This window comes from Streptococcus sp. CF8_St5-11, from assembly GCF_024295625.1.
Classification (GTDB): Bacteria; Bacillota; Bacilli; order Lactobacillales; family Streptococcaceae; genus Streptococcus.
The window spans coordinates 374,504-394,290 of record NZ_JANCOJ010000002.1 but is presented as its reverse complement, the minus strand read 5'-3'; the positions used below and the strand labels follow the sequence as shown (position 1 = coordinate 394,290).

General features: G+C 37.2%; 25 protein-coding genes and 1 pseudogene. 3 read left to right on the top strand and 23 right to left on the bottom strand.

The genetic code is table 11. From position 1 onward, the window contains the following. Window positions 1-42: 42 nt before the first annotated feature. The 13 genes from NMM13_RS05675 to NMM13_RS05615 all read right to left on the bottom strand — a co-directional run bounded on the left by NMM13_RS05675 (window position 43) and on the right by NMM13_RS05615 (window position 10,386). Complete coding sequence (locus NMM13_RS05675) at window positions 43-798, bottom strand: CPBP family intramembrane glutamic endopeptidase (protein WP_254727678.1); 756 nt, start codon at window positions 796-798, stop codon at window positions 43-45. Next, complete coding sequence (locus NMM13_RS05670) at window positions 795-1,550, bottom strand: CPBP family intramembrane glutamic endopeptidase (protein ID WP_254727680.1); 756 nt, start codon at window positions 1,548-1,550, stop codon at window positions 795-797. Before NMM13_RS05670 ends, NMM13_RS05675 begins: the two co-directional genes overlap by 4 nt. Before the next feature lie 22 nt (window positions 1,551-1,572). Next, window positions 1,573-1,989, bottom strand: coding sequence for a hypothetical protein (locus tag NMM13_RS05665; RefSeq protein WP_049472779.1), 417 nt, complete (start codon window positions 1,987-1,989; stop codon window positions 1,573-1,575). Between the two features lie 3 nt (window positions 1,990-1,992). Beyond that, a complete protein-coding gene (locus NMM13_RS05660) occupies window positions 1,993-2,880 on the bottom strand; it encodes a DUF4300 family protein (protein ID WP_049472778.1) in 888 nt (295 codons plus the stop codon). Window positions 2,881-3,080: 200 nt separating this feature from the next. Then, window positions 3,081-3,857: an Ltp family lipoprotein gene (locus NMM13_RS05655; protein ID WP_239668696.1), complete on the bottom strand. Its 777-nt coding sequence runs from the start codon at window positions 3,855-3,857 to the stop codon at window positions 3,081-3,083. 198 nt (window positions 3,858-4,055) lie between these two features. Continuing rightward, the gene (locus NMM13_RS05650) at window positions 4,056-4,367 is read right to left on the bottom strand and encodes a hypothetical protein (RefSeq protein ID WP_021153069.1); all 312 of its coding nucleotides are present in this window, start codon (window positions 4,365-4,367) and stop codon (window positions 4,056-4,058) included. A gap of 159 nt (window positions 4,368-4,526) precedes the next feature. Further along, window positions 4,527-4,862, bottom strand: a complete 336-nt coding sequence (locus NMM13_RS05645) for a hypothetical protein (protein ID WP_003006842.1) — start codon at window positions 4,860-4,862, stop codon at window positions 4,527-4,529. Continuing rightward, window positions 4,850-5,437, bottom strand: a complete 588-nt coding sequence (locus tag NMM13_RS05640; protein WP_003006840.1) for an Ltp family lipoprotein — start codon at window positions 5,435-5,437, stop codon at window positions 4,850-4,852. The genes NMM13_RS05645 and NMM13_RS05640 overlap by 13 nt, the downstream gene beginning before the upstream one ends. A 391-nt stretch (window positions 5,438-5,828) precedes the next feature. After that, entirely contained in the window at window positions 5,829-6,368 is a 540-nt protein-coding gene (locus tag NMM13_RS05635; RefSeq protein WP_254727682.1) for an RDD family protein, read from the bottom strand. Window positions 6,369-6,454: 86 nt separating this feature from the next. Continuing rightward, window positions 6,455-8,203, bottom strand: coding sequence for a glycoside hydrolase family 13 protein (locus NMM13_RS05630; protein WP_254727683.1), 1,749 nt, complete (start codon window positions 8,201-8,203; stop codon window positions 6,455-6,457). Between the two features lie 256 nt (window positions 8,204-8,459). Next, the gene (locus NMM13_RS05625; RefSeq protein ID WP_023917895.1) at window positions 8,460-9,071 is read right to left on the bottom strand and encodes a Fic family protein; all 612 of its coding nucleotides are present in this window, start codon (window positions 9,069-9,071) and stop codon (window positions 8,460-8,462) included. Next, window positions 9,071-9,247 (bottom strand): hypothetical protein, encoded by a 177-nt coding sequence (locus tag NMM13_RS05620; RefSeq protein ID WP_003017298.1) that lies wholly within the window; start codon window positions 9,245-9,247, stop codon window positions 9,071-9,073. Before NMM13_RS05620 ends, NMM13_RS05625 begins: the two co-directional genes overlap by 1 nt. Window positions 9,248-9,366: 119 nt before the next feature. Further along, entirely contained in the window at window positions 9,367-10,386 is a 1,020-nt protein-coding gene (locus tag NMM13_RS05615; RefSeq protein WP_049472775.1) for a DNA/RNA non-specific endonuclease, read from the bottom strand. Window positions 10,387-10,739: 353 nt separating this feature from the next. Here NMM13_RS05615 and NMM13_RS05610 point away from each other — a divergent pair, with 353 nt between their 5' ends. Both NMM13_RS05610 and NMM13_RS05605 read left to right on the top strand, forming a co-directional pair. After that, complete coding sequence (locus NMM13_RS05610) at window positions 10,740-11,627, top strand: helix-turn-helix domain-containing protein (RefSeq protein ID WP_254727684.1); 888 nt, start codon at window positions 10,740-10,742, stop codon at window positions 11,625-11,627. Between the two features lie 4 nt (window positions 11,628-11,631). Continuing rightward, complete coding sequence (locus tag NMM13_RS05605) at window positions 11,632-12,417, top strand: CPBP family intramembrane glutamic endopeptidase (RefSeq protein WP_254727685.1); 786 nt, start codon at window positions 11,632-11,634, stop codon at window positions 12,415-12,417. A 279-nt stretch (window positions 12,418-12,696) separates the two neighbouring features. On the opposite strand, the gene NMM13_RS05600 is transcribed toward NMM13_RS05605, so the two are convergent. The 7 genes from NMM13_RS05600 to NMM13_RS05575 form a co-directional block, all read right to left on the bottom strand. Further along, window positions 12,697-13,137, bottom strand: coding sequence for a GNAT family N-acetyltransferase (locus NMM13_RS05600; RefSeq protein WP_254728045.1), 441 nt, complete (start codon window positions 13,135-13,137; stop codon window positions 12,697-12,699). A gap of 18 nt (window positions 13,138-13,155) precedes the next feature. Then, window positions 13,156-13,593: a hypothetical protein gene (locus NMM13_RS05595; protein ID WP_254727686.1), complete on the bottom strand. Its 438-nt coding sequence runs from the start codon at window positions 13,591-13,593 to the stop codon at window positions 13,156-13,158. Window positions 13,594-13,604: 11 nt separating this feature from the next. After that, the gene (locus tag NMM13_RS10135; RefSeq protein ID WP_348634519.1) at window positions 13,605-13,985 is read right to left on the bottom strand and encodes a hypothetical protein; all 381 of its coding nucleotides are present in this window, start codon (window positions 13,983-13,985) and stop codon (window positions 13,605-13,607) included. A gap of 95 nt (window positions 13,986-14,080) precedes the next feature. Beyond that, window positions 14,081-14,635, bottom strand: a complete 555-nt coding sequence (locus tag NMM13_RS05590; protein ID WP_070674179.1) for a hypothetical protein — start codon at window positions 14,633-14,635, stop codon at window positions 14,081-14,083. Between the two features lie 17 nt (window positions 14,636-14,652). Further along, entirely contained in the window at window positions 14,653-15,135 is a 483-nt protein-coding gene (locus NMM13_RS05585; protein ID WP_254727687.1) for a hypothetical protein, read from the bottom strand. 18 nt (window positions 15,136-15,153) lie between these two features. After that, window positions 15,154-16,005, bottom strand: a complete 852-nt coding sequence (locus NMM13_RS05580) for a CbrC family protein (protein WP_254727688.1) — start codon at window positions 16,003-16,005, stop codon at window positions 15,154-15,156. A gap of 31 nt (window positions 16,006-16,036) precedes the next feature. Beyond that, window positions 16,037-16,543: a YfbM family protein gene (locus tag NMM13_RS05575; protein ID WP_254727689.1), complete on the bottom strand. Its 507-nt coding sequence runs from the start codon at window positions 16,541-16,543 to the stop codon at window positions 16,037-16,039. A gap of 119 nt (window positions 16,544-16,662) precedes the next feature. On the opposite strand from NMM13_RS05575, the gene NMM13_RS05570 reads away from it, so the two are divergent. Next, on the top strand, window positions 16,663-17,682 hold the full coding sequence (locus NMM13_RS05570; RefSeq protein WP_254727690.1) for a hypothetical protein: 1,020 nt from the start codon (window positions 16,663-16,665) through the stop codon (window positions 17,680-17,682). A gap of 30 nt (window positions 17,683-17,712) precedes the next feature. Here NMM13_RS05570 and NMM13_RS05565 read toward each other — a convergent pair whose 3' ends face one another. The 3 genes and pseudogenes from NMM13_RS05565 to NMM13_RS05555 all read right to left on the bottom strand — a co-directional run bounded on the left by NMM13_RS05565 (window position 17,713) and on the right by NMM13_RS05555 (window position 19,498). Beyond that, on the bottom strand, window positions 17,713-18,519 hold the full coding sequence (locus NMM13_RS05565) for a hypothetical protein (protein ID WP_254727691.1): 807 nt from the start codon (window positions 18,517-18,519) through the stop codon (window positions 17,713-17,715). A 48-nt stretch (window positions 18,520-18,567) separates the two neighbouring features. Next, window positions 18,568-18,789, bottom strand: a pseudogene (locus NMM13_RS05560) (hypothetical protein); the annotation flags it as partial. A gap of 142 nt (window positions 18,790-18,931) precedes the next feature. Next, window positions 18,932-19,498, bottom strand: coding sequence for a hypothetical protein (locus NMM13_RS05555; RefSeq protein WP_254727692.1), 567 nt, complete (start codon window positions 19,496-19,498; stop codon window positions 18,932-18,934). Window positions 19,499-19,787 lie beyond the last annotated feature (289 nt).

Here is a 19,787-nt window from a genome sequence, read left to right as displayed (position 1 = left end):
AAAGGGTAAAGATGACAGACTCCCACCGAAAGAGGTACAACTCTATTTCTCTGATTTTCGTGCAGCCACCAGCCAAGAGGCTACTAGGATTTCGAAACTAACCAGAAGGATAATCTGAGGAAGCGAGCTCTGAACCAGCATGAGAACAGCTAGACTATCGATCAGCATATGAGCGAGGATACAAGGAACAGCTCCTTTCGAGTACTCCCTAAGCGCTCCAAATAGGAAGGTATTCCCTAAGATCATCAGGTAAAAGATGAGATAGTTGGCCGAACCTGCTGTAATCCATGGGAGTTGATAAATAGGAATATGCCAGAGGAACCAGACAATGGAAAGAACCATCATTTTAGGTATAAAGTGCTTACGAAAGGAAAGATGATCTTGTAAAAACCAACGCCAGCCGACTTCTTCCAGACCGCCATATAATAAGGTCCAGGGGAAATAAAGGAAGAAGGCTAAGAGGGAGTTCCCAGTAAAGCGAACGTTCATAAGCAGGATGGAAATCCCATAATAGATGACGGGGATGAAGAAAGCTAGGATCCAAGATAGGGAACCTTCTTTTTGAAGAAAGACCTTTTTGAAAAATTCACCCAAAGATTTGACTTCCCTCAACACCAGAGAAAAGACAGCCGCCACAATCAGGGGAATCAAATTCATTAGGATAAATAGTAGTGAGGCACCCATACTACTCCCATCTGGGAAAAACCAAAGGATCACTTGCCCTACTAGAAAGGTAGCTAAGAGGGCAGTCAATGCATACCAGATAGCAACTGATTGTTTTGAAATAAATTTGCTCATTTTTCTTCCTTTACAGTTACATACTTCTTTTTTGCAATCATGATTGCTAAACTAATAATAAGAATTTTACTGACGATAGATAGCCATACCTCTTCATTCACTAGAATCTGAGACAAGGAATTGATACAGGCATGAGCCATGACACAGATCCATAAATTTTGCGTTTTATGATACAAGGCCGATAAGATAAAGCAGTTAGTTAGCAGACCTACTAGAAACGGAAACAATTGAATGACAGCTAAAGAACCGTCGATATAAAAGTATAGTAGATGCCAACTAGACCAAGCTAAAAAGGTGATCAAAGTAGCTGAAAAATAAGGTATTTTTTCCTGCAAAGTTGGTTGAAAGAAATAACGCCAGCCAATTTCTTCAACTCCACCAAAAAGAAGAGCCTTGAAAAAGAGCACTACTGGCAAGACCAACGATTGAGTGGTGATCTTACCACCTAAGATAAATGGGAAAAAGTCGAGTAACAAGAAAACGAGCACCAAGCAATAATTTGCCAAACTGTCTTTGACTTGAAAAAAATCTTTTAGAAGTTGTTTGAAACTAGATTGATAGTAGCCAATACTAGCAAGACTACCCCAAAATGCAGATGATAAGCCACCTACAATAATAGCGATGATACCAAATGATGATGTAAAATCAACCTTGACTCCTCCTGCTCTTAAAAAACAAACCAGAAGGCTGACTCCTAATACTTGACCAAAGGTCCCTAACAAATACATAGATAGGGCTTGCTTTCTACTCATTCGCGATTCCTTTTTCTTTCAATTAATTACCAGTGCTATCTACTTTAAACCCATACTTACCTGCATTTCGTTTGAGCTTCTCAACCAGAGCTTCATTCCGCTTGCTTTTTCCAAAAAAGAAGGGAATAGTCTTTCCATTTCTGAGTTCGATATAGAAAGCATAGCGAGCCCCACCACCAGATCGTCCACGAAAAATTGCATAGGTGATTTGCTTGATCTCTTTCAGTGGGATCCTGCGACGACTGAAACACAGAGCGGCATGGATATAGAAGATTCCACGGTTAATATGGAAGGGAGCAAAGAAGGGACCGCCGCTACGTCTCACAATTGCCCTTCTTCTCAGGAAAAGGAGAACAGTAGAAGAGAGCAAGAAAACGAGCACATATAGAATCGGAGCACTCTCCATTATCTTTCTAAATTCTAACACGCTGTCTTTCATCCTCTACTTCATCTCAACCCATTTTTCATTATCCATGATAAAGGGCTTAGCCAGACCTTCGCCTGTGTAGTCTTGGTACTTGGTCTCTAAGTATTTGTAGACATCTTCCTTGGTCGCAAACTTGATGGCTTGATAGGGTTCTTCAAAGGTCAGCTTTTCGACAAAGAGATAGCCGTCCTTTGCAGGAACTAAAACGCCGACATGGCCGACAAAAAGGGTATTTCCATCCAGGTTATCATGAACGATAACAGAAAGCATGCGCGCATTTTCATTGAACTTGAAATGAGCAAAATACTCTTCCATCTTCTTGGCATGGACCTTGACATCCGTTGTCGCCTCTGTCGGAACCCGTGAATACAGAATGTTAAAGGCTTCCTTGTCTGCCTCACCGAAGATCTTCCCTTTGTCAATCGCATCATTGTCCACGAACAAAAGTTCACTATCCGCTTTCATCTTAGGAATCTCGATGCGATTCTTCAGAAGAGTATAGCTATTGATCCGGCAGTTGGTCCCGACGAAATCGCCCTTTTTCTTGGTCCACAAGTCACTGATCTTCTCAACATTGTAGTCTGTTTTCTTGAAGGTGCTGAAGTCACCCGTCAAGCCGACCGAGCCGACAATGCTATCGTAATCCGTTACTAGACCCAGAAATTTATCTACACTTTCCCGATCCAAATAAGCAGACAAAAGAGTCCGCACTTCTTCGACACTCGCCTTGTTGTTGAGGTTGCTGTAGCTTCCCCTGTAGCGCTCCTTATCTGAACTAGATTTCTGCACAGTGGAACTTTCCTGCTTTTCCTTGGATTGCTTTTGGTTGCTACCACAAGCCGCTAAAGCAAAGATCGCCAAGGCACAGCTAGTAAGAAGCATGATTTTTTTAGATGGTTTCATAAAGTGGTTCCTTTTCTATTGATTAAAATGTTTGTACCATAAATTTTTCATATTGATAATCCTTCTCCTCTATTATAGTTTAAAACTAGGTTAGCTCCAACTATTTTTTACGAAATAAGAAAAGATTATAAGCAGCGAAAAAGAGCTGGCAACTGTCCAGCTCTTCAATATATTACAAAAATCAAAATTAAAACTATTGTTTAATTCGACCAATCTATTTTGGCATGTTCTATTGCGTACTCGGCTTCTTCTTGAGTAAATTTTCTTTTTTCAACAAGTATTTCTAATATCTTTTCTTTCGTAATCTTGCGACCGTTTGCATAAGATTCCGCTTCTTTCACAGCGTCCTCCTTCCAATCGAAATTAACATGTTCTACAGCATAGTCAGCCTCTTCTTGAGTAAATAGTTCAACATTTATAAGTTGCCAAACTAATTTTTCTTTTGAATAACGATACCTTTGAAGTGATTTTGCTGCTAAAACAGCCTGCTCTTTCCAGTCCATATTAAGCTTATATATAGCGTACTGGTTAGCTCCTTCTGAATAATTATAAATCTTTATTTTATTTTTGATAGCCTGCTTCGAAATAGGAGAATCCTTTGACAGTTGCTTAGCTGTTGCATATGCCCTTTTAAATTCTTCTTCTACTAAAGTTGGATGAAAAAGTTTTTTCACAAGCAAATTAAATAATAATTCTAAATCGTCCTCATTTTCATCACTTGAAGAAGTGTATTTTCTATAATCATAATTCTGTGTACTAGAACTTGAAGTAGCGTATTCTTGTTTTGATGATTCAAAATCATCCTTATTTCCATCACTTGAAGAAGAGTATTTTTGTACAGGATTAGTCAACTGTGATCCTGAACGTGAATTTATCCATTTATTATAATTTATTTCATAATCAATTACTATAAGAGCTAGCATTCCTGCAAATAATCCAAAAATTGTAAAAATAAATATCAAAAACTTTTTCATCATGACTACCTTTACTTGTTTTTCTCCAATGAAATTTTCATCCCTCTGGAACTGCTTTCATTAGTATTATATCATGAAATATTGTTCATTTTTATTTACTAGTGTAAAAGTCTCTATGGCTAGTAAATAAAAAAGTGACTGCATTTCAACTGCAATCACTCATTCTATGTGAAATAAAAAATAACAAAGTGTTATAAAAGATTATTTAATCTTGTGTTTGTTCATCTTTTCTTCAAAGATGGCTGTCATAATCTTTCGGAGCTCTTCTCCTTCTTTTTCAGGAAGGTCGCCTTGACGTTTCGCCACTGCATAGAGTTCAGGGTATTGCTTGGCTACACGCTCAACTGTCTTGGTCGTCGCATGCCCTCTGACAAAGAAAGGAATGCGTTTGATCCATTCTTGCGGTACAAGAGCCAGCAACTTCTTACCTGCTTCTTTATCAGAAATCTCAGCTGTGCTCAATCCTTGCTTGATTTGTTCTTGTTCTTGTTCTGTAAAATCTTTTAATTCCATTTAAAACTCCTCATTCTCCTATTTTGTTTATCTAAGAGCACATTATACACTTATGTAGTGAAAACTACAACTAAAGGAACCGAAAAATAGAGCAAGGGCAAGTCATCCCTCACTCTATCTCTTAATCGTAAAATCTTATGAAGGATATTAATTTCCGATTTACTGTGGAGCATCACCCTTTTGCTTTAAATAATAGTCACTTGCCTCAGTTAGTTTTTTATAATAATGATCGTAACTCTTACTAAATTGTCTAATCAGCGGAATAGCGACCTCATAGTAGTGATGGTCCATCAAAAATGTTTTCAGTTGATCTTGAATATTTTTCATTGGACTTGTTTTGTAATCATCACTGTTCAAATAGCGATCATAAATAGAAATTGTGTCCTTATTTTCATTATGCCACTTTTCATTACTTTCTATCGTAGCTATTTTAGATTCATCAGCCTCTTTTAAGTTCTTCAAATCAATAGTAAAATTATTGTTTAATTTAACCAATCTACTTGAGCATGTTCTATTGCGTACTCCGCTTCCTCTTGAGTAAATTTTCTATTTTCAACAAGTATTTCTAATAACCTTTCTTTCGAAATATTGCCACCGTTTGCAGAAGATTCCGCTTCTTTCACAGCTTCCTCTTTCCAATCGAAATGAACTTTTTCTATAGCATAGTCAGCCTCTTCTGGAGTAAATAGATCAACATCTACAAGTTGCCCAACTAACTTTTCTTTTGAATAATGAAACTTTTGATATGATTTTGCTCTTAAAACAGCCTGCTCTTTCCAGTCTATATTAAGCTTATTGACAGCGGACTGGGAAGTATACTCTGAATACCTGCCATACTTAGTAAGATAATTTTTAATTTGTTGCTTCGATAAAGGAGATTTCTCTGACCAAGATTTAGCTTTTGCATATGCCCTTGTACTTACTGGTACTAGTAAATTTTCTTTCGGTTCTGGAAAGCTTGATCTATTATGAAATTTTTCATAATCTCTATAATAACCACTTAACACAATAGCTACAAATCCCACCATCAATCCAAACATCGCAAAAATAAATATAAAAAATTTTTTCATAATGTATACCTTTACTTGTTTTTAGTCTAATTTGTTATTTTATGCTTAATAAAACAATATTGTCACTCAACACTAGGAGAATTAACTTCTCCAGTCACTCAAAACAATTCCTATAGAATCCTTCAATAACGGTTTTATTAATCCCTGTTTAAATATAGCAACTCATTCTTAATGATGTTAAAAAATGAGTTGGTTCCATAAAAGACTCAACATTTGTGACAGGACCACCAGGCAATGTCATTCCTTGCCTAGACTCTTTCTCACGATCCATAACAAGAACTCTATCGCCGTCTCTTACCATACAAAGATTTGTGAATTCTAGAGTCTCATTCATAGCCCTATTTCCTAGCTATGTTTCCATTTTTTCTTATCGACAGCCTAACATTTCATCCTAGTCACCTTTTAGTTGCACTTGCGTATGGGCTAGCAGGTCTCCTAGATGCCTCTTATCATTTCTAAACATTGTCATTGCCAGTAGCAAAACTGCGAGGAGAGTCGCCGAAATAGAGAGGCTAATGGATAACACATCAAACTCACTATAGAAACCATGAATCGTGCCCATATGACCGATTTGCCAAGGTAAAAATTTAATGGTGTTTCTGATTAAGCTTGCCTGCACTGTTTTTTTCTGGTAGACCAGTTCAAGTCCCGCTTTTACCTTCCCAAAACTGCCATCATTTTTATAATCCAAGAATGTGAACAGGAGCGTGATTGGCAAAACAGAGGTGAAAAATACAAGCCTCTGTGACTGAATTTCTGTAAACTCTGGGACGCCATTAAAAAAGATGATGTAAATAAGCATCGAACCTAAAAACAGAAGTACTAAATAAGCTAGAATGAAAAGATAATCAAACAGAAATTCTGTCATTCTTTTTTTAAATGAAATAGGATTGATTGCTAATATCTTCATCACTGTCTCCCCCTTTCTCATCTCCTATTATAATATAAGGGCACGAATAAAGAAACTATTAATAAAAAAGAAAGACTGCAATCTTTCGATTCCAGTCTACTTCATTCCTAATTTTCTCTATAAATAACAAATCCATTCGGTTGAATGATCAATCGATCATCGGAAATGGTCCCATGGCTGATCAGATCTGCTTGTCTTCTTTCTAATACAAATTCTTTCTTAGAGTGGTTAAAATAGGCTTTAAGAAACTGTCCTTCATGCTGCCATTCTACTGCTACTATATCTGGCTCTACTTCTTCTAAGCTCACTTTACCATGTTGAATCATGCCCGCCACTTCTTTTCGTAGCTGGATCAATTCCTTCATAAAGTTCAGCATGTCATTGTCCGCTGACACGCGCTCCCAAGGCATGACACGGCGGCAATCTGGGTCTGGGCCACCGATGAGGGCTAGCTCCGTTCCATAATAGATACAAGGCGTTCCTCGTTGCAGATAGAGGAAGGAAAGAGCAGACTTGACGGACTGAAGATTGCCTTTAGCCGTTGTCAGGATGCGTTCTGTATCATGGGAGTCCAAGAGGTTGAACATCACCTCAGAGATCTGCTGCCTGTAGTACATAGACTGGCTATTGATCTCCCAAATGAAGCGTTGCGTCTCCTTATGTCCTCGCAGGAAATAATCCTTGATACTTTCAGAGAGCGGATAGTTCATCACGGCATGGAACTCATCACCATTGAGCCAAGGTTGGGACGAATGCCAGATTTCCCCGAGGATATAGAGGTCTGGCTTCTTGGCCAAGACCGCCTTACGGAAATCCCGCCAGAATTGATGGTCGATCTCATTAGCCACATCCAGTCGCCAAGCATCAATATCAAACTCTTCAATCCAGTAAGTCGCCACCTTCAAAAGATAGGCCTTCACCTCAGGATTAGCCGTATTGAGCTTAGGCATATAGCCCGCAAAGGCAAAAGCATGGTAAGACAAGTCGCGACTATTCCACAGATTTTCTGAGGAGACAGGGAACTCTTTAATATGGAACCAGTCCTTGTAAATCGAATCCACCCCGTATTTGACCACATCCTGCCATTGGGGTGAATCATAGCCAATATGGTTGAAGACGGCATCCAGCATAATCTTCATCCCACGCGCATGGGCCTCTTTCACTAGCTGGCGGAAGGTGTCCTTATCACCAAAATGTCGATCAATTTCAAAATAATCAATGGTATCGTATTTGTGGTTGCTTGGAGATTCAAAAATCGGGCAAAGGTAGAGCCCTGTAATCCCTAACTCCTGCAAGTAGTCCAAGTGATCGATGATCCCTTGTAAATCTCCACCAAAGAAATCCAATACTTGAGGAGCAATAGAGGCATCCCAAGGGCGGACGCCTTCTGGTGAAATGGCTGGATTCCCATTGGCAAAGCGCTCAGGAAAGATTTGGTACCAAACCGTCTGCGCCACCCAATCTGGAACAGCACACCCATCAATCTCATGGATAAAAGGAAGCTTAAAGCCGTTCATGACGAAGTCCAGGTTCTCCTTGGTGTAGGCTGCTACACCTCGATCTCCGTACAAGGTCTTCTCTCCCGCCGTGGACTCTAATTCAAAGAGGTACTGGATCCGGGCATGGCGGACAGATACCGACACTTGCCAATAATCAAAGAGGTCGTCTGTCGTCACCTTGTCCATTTCCTTAGTTGCCTCATAAAGATCCTCTATAAAAATAAAGGGATCCCCATAGTGCAAGACAATCCGTTTGATATCTTCTTTCTTGGTCCGGATGCGAATATGAAGCTGCCCGTCCTTATAAAGATAGGCATACTCCGATTCAGGCCGATGATAAATCGCTGTTAATTCCATCTGTCTCGTCTCCTACTATACTCTCTTTTCATCATTTACCACTTTATGCAAACGATTACATAAAATCATTTATTAGTATACAACTTTATGAAAAGGTTTGCAATATGTTGAGAGAGATAATTTTAGACTACTAACTTTTTATAATTGTATTGCACACAAAAAGCCCATCAATTGGGCTTAAAGATTTTTGTTGAAGCAATGACTTTACCTTATAAGCATCACTTTATACTGTTTCCTACTAAAATATACTACAGATCTATATTTCTGTTAATAGTTTATTGAACAGTTTTTCGAGCTTACTAGTATCTCCATAAACTGTTCCATCCATATATAAGTGATAGATATCATCATCTAAACCAATTGAAATTTCACATTCATAGCCTTTCATCAAAGCTAAAGAACGGATAACTTCTCGTTGAGTACGACCATTTCCTTCTCGAAATGGGTGAAAATAATTTAGATTATCTAATATCTCAGCTAAACTTTTACAAATCTCAATTTTATTATTTGCGTTCAGTAAATAGTTTGAAAGCAAAGTATTTAAAAATTTTTCTGCCATATCAAAAGACTGAACTGGCATAAAAGCATTTCCACTTTTAGAGATATTTACTTGACGGTATTGACCTGCCCAAGTATACATTCCTTCAAAAAGAAACTTATGAATCTTTAAAATATCTGAAACAGTATTTACTTCAATTGGATTAATAAACAGTTTTAAACTTTGACTTGCTACTAAACGATATTCTAATTCTCGTGCTTTATTATCATTTTTCTCATTAAATTTATTTATGAGAACAGATGAATGGGGATAGGTGTATAAATTATCAGGGTCTATATAATCATACCCTTCATATATTTTTCTGACCATTATCCAACTCCTAATGCAACTGCCTCTTCTCTCAGTCGCTCCACGTCTTCTACCGTGGGATGCCATCCTTCAATCATATTGGTGCTCAGAGCAAACCAGACACTCTTAAAAACCTTTTTGTTGTCAAAAATCACACCCATAATCATCATTTTTTCTTTATCTACATCTAAGGTCATATTCTACCTCCGTCCTATTATTATAGCATATTTTAAATCATTTTAGTTCTCCTATTTAGTACTTACCCTACACAAAAAGCCCAGCAAATGGGCTTTCTCATTATCAAAATAACTGATCTTCATTCCTTACTTGTATGCCGCTTTCCAAGACTTAGCGCTTGCTCTTCTGACATCTGAACCACCTTAGAAAAATTAGTATTGCGAGGCATACTGTCCAAAGAGTACCAATAAACATCCGCACTCCCATTTCTGGCTACATAAACTACTGGAGCCAGTTGACGAGTTGGTGCTACAGGTTCGACAGGTTGGACTGGCTGAGCTGGTTCTACTGCTTGACTCGGTTGAGGGGCTTGACTTGGTTGCGTCTCTACAGAAGGGCTGGCTGGTTGTGGTTGGCTACTTGGTTCTGTCGGCACTAAAGATGGCTTGGCAGTCCCCTTCAGATAGTCAATGGTCGCATTCTTAGAGTAGTTGTCCAAGGTCACGGTGGTGATCCCATAAGCATCTACCGACTCTTTGGGACTACTTAGATGGATAGGTAAAAGGTTGCCATCTCGATCAATTCCTACATATTGCAAGGTCACCTGCCGAGGAATTAATTCATCACCAGTATAGACCGGGGTCACCTTGTAGTCTAACCAGTAATTTGGGTGGGTGGCCAGCCAGCTATCGAGTCGTTTCTCGTAGTAGAGCATGCCCTCCACATTACTATCCGCTGTCCCTTTATAATTCCCCGTATTGGTCCAGGCAGTTAGAGGAACCAGATTTTTCCCTTCATTGGTCAATCCACTAAACTGATAGCCGATCAAATGCCCTCTATGGAACAACCAGGCCTTCTTTCCTTTATTTCCATAAGCAATCTTATAATTGTGCCAGCCAACCGGATTATAGTTGAGACGTGGTTCTCTTTTTTTCTTTGGCTCATCCTTGTCCTGCAGCTGAATATGTGCCGAAGTCGCCCGACTTAAATGATCAAAATCCCCCAGTACAAGCTGCTTATTGCCATTAAAAGGCAGTAGATGAAGACTCTGGTAATCCAGTCCAGTTTGCTGGGCTTGAGCCCCTTGAACAAAAGCAAAGGATATAAAAACCGAGACGATCGCAACAATAACATTTTTCAAAAACCGTTTTGTAACCATGATTGAAACTCCCACATTTCTATCTAGTGATATTATAGCAGAAAAAAGAGGTTACAGAACAAATAACTTTTTAGAAACTATTTTATGCTATTTTTTATTACTTCCAGACTTTCTGGAATTTCAAAATATTAATTTTAATTGTATTCATCATTCCATTTGAATGTATGGTAAAATAACTAAAATAATGCTAAAAATCAACGTTAAAACGATAAATGCCACGCAAAGTAGCAAAAATAATGAGAATGCAACCTCTACTTGCTTGTGCTGTAATCATCGTTTATTCTATACTAAAATCAGTCATATTGCTACTTTATGACAAATTACATCATAGAATATAGAGGAGGTCATACAACATGACATTTGCTGAAAAATTAAAATCCATACGTAAACAAGTAGGGATGTCACAAGAAATTTTAGCTGAAAAAATCGGTGTATCAAGACAGGCTGTAACAAAGTGGGAAACAGGTGCTGGAATTCCAGATATCGAAAATATGATATCCATCTCAAACCTATTTAACATCTCTATAGATGAGCTAATCTGTAATGAAAGAACTAGTCTCAAAACAAGCGAATATCTTTTTGAGAGTATCACAGAGTATGATATCGATAAGATCAAGAGCTATGATATGAAATTTGGAGGCGCAGAAAAGTTTGTATTGTCCGGATACAAGGGAGAAAAAATACGAGTTCGTCTGGTATCCAATCTTCTTTCTACACTTCAAAATGATTTTAAAGTAAAAATTGATGATAGTAGAAAAAGAATTGACCTAGATGTAAAACGTTATAATGGTGTAACAGAGGCAACGGCTAAAGAAACGGTCAGTATCTTTGTGCAAATCCCAACTCCTTATATTAGTCACATTGAATGTGCGGTTCGTGCAGAGTCTGTAGAAATTCACTCCCTAGAATGTGACAATATCGAACTTGACGTTAAGACATCTCGTATTACCCTAGAAGATATTTCAGGTAAAGTAAAAATAAACTGTAATCTTGATATGGAAGTATTATGTCATTCATTAAACGGTGAAGTTGAAATTAACCAGATTTCAGCAACGTCCAGAATTCGTATTCCTGAAAACAGCCTATTTACTGCTGTCACCAAAGGAATTGGTACAAACATTTATTATGAAAAAAATGGACAAAAAACTAAACCATTCGATTCACCCGATTCAGATAATATAATTGAATTAAATGGTATTAAGAGTGAACTGGTTATCTATACAGCTGAAGAAAGAGGGTAACTAAATGAATGTAAATTATTTAAAAAGATACATCATCAGTTCTTATGTACTTGTTTGGGCACTCATTATTTTCGTAGCAGCTCCTGCAAGTTTAGTATTTAAGGTTCCACCAGTTATCATGTGGATTGTACGAAATATTGTCGCTTGGTCTCCATCATACCTTCTTTTATTTGGATGGAAGTATTTCAGGACTGATGAGAAAAGAACAACTTTCCTTAAGCGGTGTTTCTCTGCTAAAGTGTCGTTACTCCCACTTCTATCTTCATTTGGTCTTACATTTGGGCTCAGTATTTTATCACTCTTCCTCTACTCACTTATGACCCAAAAAACAATGTTCTCCTACATCAATCTAGGAACCGTATCATTGCCACTAAGTATATTCTTATCATTTACATCAGGTCCGACTGGTGAAGAATTAGGGTGGCGTGGTTATATGAGAGAAGAATTTAATAAAAAATATCATTTTTTAAAATCCTCTATCTATCAAGGCCTAGTCTGGTGTTTCTGGCACACACTTCTGTGGGTTGTAGATTCAAAATTTACGGACTGGCGGGCTGTTCCTTATATTATTGCTAATATAGTTGTGATTACATCTATTACTATTTGTATGAATATTATTTTGGAAAAATATAATAATCTGATTTATTCTATTTTCATGCATTTTGGCTTTAATATCGTTTATGTATTTTTGGATGCTGATATCGGATTTTTTATCATTTTGACCTTGCTATACCTACTTATCACACCGATTGCAATTCATATACGAAATAAAACTGTGGAGAGATTATAGTGGGAAAATCCCTCCATTAACCGTACAAAATTTCGACTTCGAAGGTCCTCCTACAACTGTTTGTTTAACTTGTTTCAAACATGAATCAGAGTGATAGATTGTAAAATCATATAAAAAGAACACCAACAAAAATCATCTGTTGGTGTTCTCTTCATATTTAGATTTCGGAAAAAACTCTTGTCCATGTATCAGTGGCTACCCTTTATCTCTATTTTTCATGAACATTGTTTTATAAACAGCAGATTACAGTCTTAATCTATGTGGAGATACACACCTTTCCTAAATCAACTTATATTCATACCACTCTTCATCTACTTTCTGAAATCCCAAAGCCAAAAACATTCTTTGACTTTGAGTATTAAAAGGATAAATTTGAGCAGTTACCTTAACCATTTTTTTCTCTTTGGCCAACTGTATCATTTCAGAAATACATCGTCTTCCGATCTGTAAATTCTGATACTCTTTGCTGATCACTATAGAAAGTTCCGAGTTACTTTGAAGTGTCACATCTCCAACTAACACACCCTCATATTGGATATAATAGCAAGAACCGTGTGAAGTTAGGTAATCATACATTTTATGAAGTTTTGTTAGATCGTAAATCTGATCAGTATTATCCACTTGTTTGCAAACCTCACTATCTTGATACCAAAGAAGGGAGATGTCATCATTCCTATAATAAGGGATAAGAGTGATCTTATCATCTACTATTCGATTCATCATTACTTGTTCTTATTTCTATTTAGAAGCTTCTTCCGATACTTCAATATTTCCCATCAACCAATTGGACATCTTTTTGCCCTTGTCTTTATAAGGGTTGGGAGGAAACAAGGTGAAAGGGGGGATGCTGGCATCTGGGAAGAATAGTTCTACGCTTATCGTTCGCTCGCGATTATGATTGACGTAGGCTGTAAAATAGATATGGTAATGTCCACTCACATCACCACCATTATCATACTCGCCCCTAGCAGTATTTGGTAATAAGGTCACAGATTCTATGTCCTGCTTTTCCTGGGCTAAGTGTGCGATGATCTCACTCTTAATAGCAGCCTCATGATTTCTGACGAAATTCCCATCATCACTGTATCCAGGATGCTCACTAAGAGAATAGAAAACAATGACCATCAGAAAGGGGAGAGAAATTAAAAAAATGATTAGCTTATTGGATTTTAACATGGGGGTCCTTACTAATCTGAATCAATATTAAGAAATCTCACCTTATAGCCATCTTTGGTATATAAAAATTCTAATTGAAGGGTCATATCCACTAATTCTGAATTAGAAGTCATCTCATAGTCAACGGCAAACCCAGAATGGTCATTATAATCATAAATCTCCAATTGAGAATACTCATAAGGTGGATGGAAATTACATGCCACTCCATATTCATCAATCGTGTCATAATCATTTAATTCAAGTGTTTTTTCAACATATCCAAAGAATTCATTTAAATCGTCAATCTCAGATTCGTCAACATAATTTTTTAAGTGAATATCTTTTAAAATATTTGTGATAACCTCTATAACTTTTTCTCTTTTTAAATCTATCGAAAAATCCCATAGGGAAATCCTTTCTCACTGTACATATTAGTTTACTGAGATGTACTTATCCCATCGCTTTAAGGGCCTATCCAAATAAGAATAAGCCTGATTTTTTATCTAATCTAGGAATTATGAATTAATTGCTCCAATTCTACTTCTGAAAGATATCCATGATTGTATAGTTTACTTAACAAGGCTTCATCTACGGTAATTTCATAATAGTCAGTCACAAACTCATGAAATCTCTCAAAGCTATCAAAGAGGTAAGATAGCAACCATTCTCCGCCATCCTGATCTTGGTAAGTCTGTTGATGCGCGTGACCGTCATACCAGATAAAGAAGGTTGTTTCATCTTTTTGTTCTTCTGAATAAAGTGAGACATACTTTTCATCCAGTCCTTTATAAAAACTATCGATGATATCTTGATTCCACTCGTCAGCACCAAACTGGCTTAAACTACTTTCATGATCAAAGCCTTTTATAAGGATCATTTTATCAGTCAAAATCACATCTAAAGAATCACCAGATCCATTATCAATAAGATAGCGGACTCCATAGTCTTCCTCAGTCTTAATCACGAGTCTGAGCCAATCTTCACTCGGATCTGTCAGATATTCGTCAATGACTAGCAAGGCATCTAAGCGAGTCTTTATCTTGTCCCAATTAATCTTTCTCATCTCTAAAAACCTCCATCTTATTCTTGCAATTTATCAAGATCACAAGCCCTATAGCGAGCTGTTAGATAGCCCGATAAGCTAATCTGAGGGATATTCCACTCATTGGGCAAATAAATCGAACAATCTACCTGATCACCTAGAGGGGAACTTGCTGAGAAGACATATCTTCCCAAATCTTCGTTATTGGAATTTCTTTCGATTTGGTCAAATTCGCAAACCAAAAAAAAGTCTTTAAACAGTAACCAGATTTGCTCTGCATCTTCGTTTAATAGGGAGACTTTCAAGTTGTAGCTAATTCCGACCCTACATCTTTTTTTGAATCCTAACTCATCAGCTTTACAAACTTTTATCGATCCCTTATCATACTGCCAGTTATCACTATCTAATAGGGGAAATTGAATAGATAGATTGTCTTTAAATCCCTGCATAGTATCTAATAAATCTTTGGAGGCGGCTTCGAATAATTCTAGTTTTTCCATAGTCTTCTCTTTAATTTTCATAGCGAATCACATTCCGATTTAATCTGCATCAACCCAGATCTGGTATTTTTGACAATGGAGACATCTAAACAAATAACCACAGATAGGCCCGTCTTTAACCAAGTAATCTTCTACATCTTTATATTCTTCACGCGCTTCATAGTCTGCCAAGACTTGCTCAGCGATTCCCATATCCTTCAATTCTCGAGTTCCAACTGTACCCAGGTAAGCACAATAATCTTGGCAACAAGAAAGCCAATATTCTCCCTGCCAACTAGAGTAGCCTGGGGTCTGACAAAAAAGCAGCTGATTCTTTTCTGGATCCAATTCACCCTGCCACTCGGCATCTTGGATAAATTCTGCATCGAATTTTTTGGCTGCTAGTCCACTTGCAATACACATTGGGCAAAGGTATTCTATATCTTTGATACTATAAGGTATAAGTGCATAATAAACATTGCTTTCTTTCCCACAAGATGGGCAAACCTTGGCTTCTCCTTCAACAAATGAACCTGTAGCTAAGGGATCTGGATGATAGAGAAAATGGGGTAAGTCTTTTAACAAGTCCTGCCTTTGCTTCTTCTCTTCTTTTGTTAGTGGACGAGAATGGGCAAATCTATCTCCATGACTTTGACTCATTTCTTGTAAACGACTCAGTTTCTTTATCTGTTTTCGATCTGGTTTATCTAAGATTTCAGTAAATAAGCTATAGGCACTAGTGTAGAGACCCAATTGCTCATAGAGGTCAACTAAGACTTTCTTCGCTTCTAAATCATCAGACTTAGCTAATTCATCAGCCAAATCATAAAGGGCTGCGACACTTGAAGGCTTTCCATCTTGGTCCAGGTATTGCTTTTTTAATGTAATGTATTTTTCTAGAAATGGATTCATAGGATTACCTTTCTAATGGAATATAAAAACCTTAACAAATAGTGACTAGGACATTTCCATTGAGTTCCAGAATATTTTTGTAAAACTCTTTCATATTTACAAAGCAGGTTAAAATGTCATCCTTGATTTCTTCCTCTTCCTCAAGATAATCCCAAATATTAGGATACAAGTCGGCTTTCTTGCATGCTTCCATACTAAAGTCTTTCAAAGCCTTGTCCATATCAAATTCTTCTAAAGCTTGACTGATAGCCGCAATTCTCGATTTTTCAGTATAGGCGATATATTCAGATACATCCTCTAGAGGAGTCACCCCTAAAACAGCTTCTCTCAAGGGATTGTCATCCAAAAATTCTGAACTACTAAATCCTGTCATGACAAAGAGAAGAGCATCCCACATTTTGTCGATATCTATTATGATATCATGAGTGTCAGCGGAGTCCTCAGCAAAGTCTAACAAGTCATCTTCTTGGTTAGAAAGAGCTTTTATTTGTTCTAATTCATTGTCTGGTAAATATTGATAATTGGCAATCATTCCCATGATTTTTCTCCTTTGAATCTTGTAGGATAATACTGATATTTCTAGCTCTATTTCTATAGAAAATGCTATAATGGAGCTAAGAAATTGTTTTATTGAATGTTAAATAAAGGGAAATAGTAATGTTCACTAGTATTGTTTTGGGTTTTTATGCTCTTTTCTTTCTATCCTTATCCTTTACTATCTACCTCTATATCAGACTTGTAGTTGCGGTTAAAAAAGGCAAAGACATTCCCAAATGGATTTACAAACTTGGCCATGCTGTTCAAGGAAGAATTCACGTTGACTATGAAGAAATCACTGATGCTAATGCCCTTAAAGAGATTCATTGGTTCTTGCTGATCTATTTAATCGTAAATCTACTCGTATTGGCTGTCCTCTACTATCATAGTAATAGCTTTCCTCAAGCCATTTATGAATGTTTGAAAAAACAATTTTTCATCGTACTTGTTAGTATGGTTTTAAAAAGTATTGGTAAATTTGTTGTACTGGCTATAAGCAAAAACTTTCATAACAGTCATGTCTATGCATCAACCAATGCTGTTATCGGGACAGCTTTTTTAACAAGTTATGTTTTTATGTTCTGCATGATGATGAGTGGTCTTCCAGCTCAACCAGTTCCAGTAACCATTCAAGATACCACTGTCATCATCGGTGAAACCAAGGCTTCCGAGCTTTTAGAGCAAGGCTATACCTTTGGAGATAAAGGCGCAGAGAGTTCCATCACCAATCCCAAAAACGACCACTTCTACTACGGTCAGCTTCTTGAAGTCAAGCGGGATGATCAGTCCTGTGGCTTTATGAGCCTTACTCCTACGGGAAGAGATACTGATCAACTCAAAAACTGCGTCATCACCTATTACAGAACACCTAAGGATAGCAAGCAACTAGAAAAAATTTCCATCAATCATGTCAAGCTAGCAAATCTCAAGCTCCAAGATTTTCAAACACGAAAATTAATCGATATCTTTGAAGTCAATCCAGCTGATTATAACGTCTCTGATAAAGATACCAACTTTATCCTAACCATCCAAACAGCAGATTACGACCTCTGGAAAAGATACCGGATTGAATCCAAGTTCAATTCAGATGGTTCGATTGATAGCTATGGAGTCAGAGCCCAGCATAGTCAATGGGAATGATTGACCATTTCCCCTTTTATTACATAAGCGTTAAACTGGAAAAATATCTTCGACAAGTTTATAGGTTTCGATGAATCGAAGGCCAGAGGAACCTTTATCTCTAGTGATTTCTTCATAAATATCTTCTAAATTTTGGGCAGGTGCCAACATCCAAAGACTAAAAGGTCTAAGTTTCACCTGTCCAATTTTTTCAATATTTTCTATTAATTGCCCTAAATCTTTGTGATTGAACCAGCAATCTGTAACGAGAGCAAACTTTGTATTGTCCATCTTACAGGAGATTTGACTGGTCAAAAAATCATCGATGGAGGGCTTTTTGGTTTGTAAGAGGCGTGTGCAAGCCAAATGATACTCAAGCTTTCTAGGACTCTGCTCAACCATAGATACAAAGATAAGACCATACTGGTCTTTGAACTTAACAGCAAGGAGATCCCCTTCTTCAAAATAAGGTTTACGTTTAGTTTTGGCTTTAGTGACCTTTAGAGGTCTAGGATTTTCAGTTTGCAAATGGATAGCAAGTTTATCCAAGACCTTTTGCCTTTGCTTCAAAGCCTTTGAATCTATTTCCAACCAAAATGGATCAGCCCCTTTTTTGATAAGCTCCAAGGTTTTATCTCTGATATCGTCTGTCAGGTGACCAATCTTCCACAGTGAGTAGGCAAGAGCAGTCCAATAAATTTCTGTAAAAAAGTCTGTTTGACAGTAATCTTTCTCCGCATCGAGGATATCCTTGATAATATTGGCTACATGTACACCGTCTCTATAGCGACCGACTACTTCATTGTAAATGTCATAACCTTGATCACTGTCAATGATTTTAACGCCATCAATAGCCATTCTCAACTCCTAATGCTCAATCGACATCTTATCGATAACTCTCAAAACTTATTTAATCTTATGCTTGTTCATTTTCTCTTGGAAAATATTTGTAAGAATTTGTAGCAATTCTTAAGCTTCCTTTTCAGGAAGTTGTCCTTCTTGTTCAGCTACAGCATACAAGTCTGGATACTCGAGCGAGATTCTCTTAACAGTACGTGTAATGGCATGTTTTCTAACAAAAAATGGAATTCGTTTAATCATATCTTGAGGAATTAAGGCGATAATCTTATTTTACAAGATAGGTTTTCCTGATTTCCATTTTCATGATAGATATTTCTCCTTAAGAAGCTAGATAGTGCTAGATGTTTCTCTTTACTGCTCAATCCGTCTACTCAAGCAGTTGCATACACTCACAAAGAACTTTGTTTGACTATTGAATATCTTCCATCGCTTCTTTCACATATTCTTCGACATCTTCAATCTCTACAAACAGCGGGTCTAAGTGGCATAAGAAGTGCCAATCTTCGGTGCCGCGTTTTCTGTAGAGAATCGCTTCGCCGTCTTCACTTCCGAAAAAGCTTCTGTCAACTTCATACCCTTTGTTTTCTAGGAATACTTTTGCCTTGCGGAAGTTTGCTTCTCGTGCTTCGACATAAGCTTTCACTTCATCGTTATTCACGACATATGCATCTACTTTTGTAGCTCCTTCGATCATTTTATCGTTTTTAACGGATAGATTCGAAATTTCTTTCCAAATAATGTCCACATTTTCCTCAGAATTAAACGAAAATCTAGATAAAGGGATAATATTTCCATTGAAGACAATCTCCATATAATCCGGTAGATTTTTTGGATTAAAATACTCCACATCAAAACTATCTTCTTTTTCTAAAGTATATCCCGGGATTTGCGCTACAAAGGCTCTTCCCTCTTCTAAAGAATCAAACACGACTAAATCTTTTGAATAATTGTTTTGGTAAAATTCTAATAGATACATCATTAATCCTTTCAATATTTAGATAGAAGATAGTTTTTTAGCAAACTAATATACTCAACACGTGAGGATAGAGATTCAAGCATTATTTTTACTAAATAGGATTGATTGCTAAAAATTTCACCAGCTTACCTCCTCTTGTCTCATCCTCAATTATAACACGTTTCCACTCACATATCAGATATTTATTATTGGACCAAATAACCTTTTGAAATAGAAAACAAGCTCACCAATTCATCAAGTCTATATTTTTTATGAGATTCTTCATTAATGCTAAAAGATTTACAGTTTA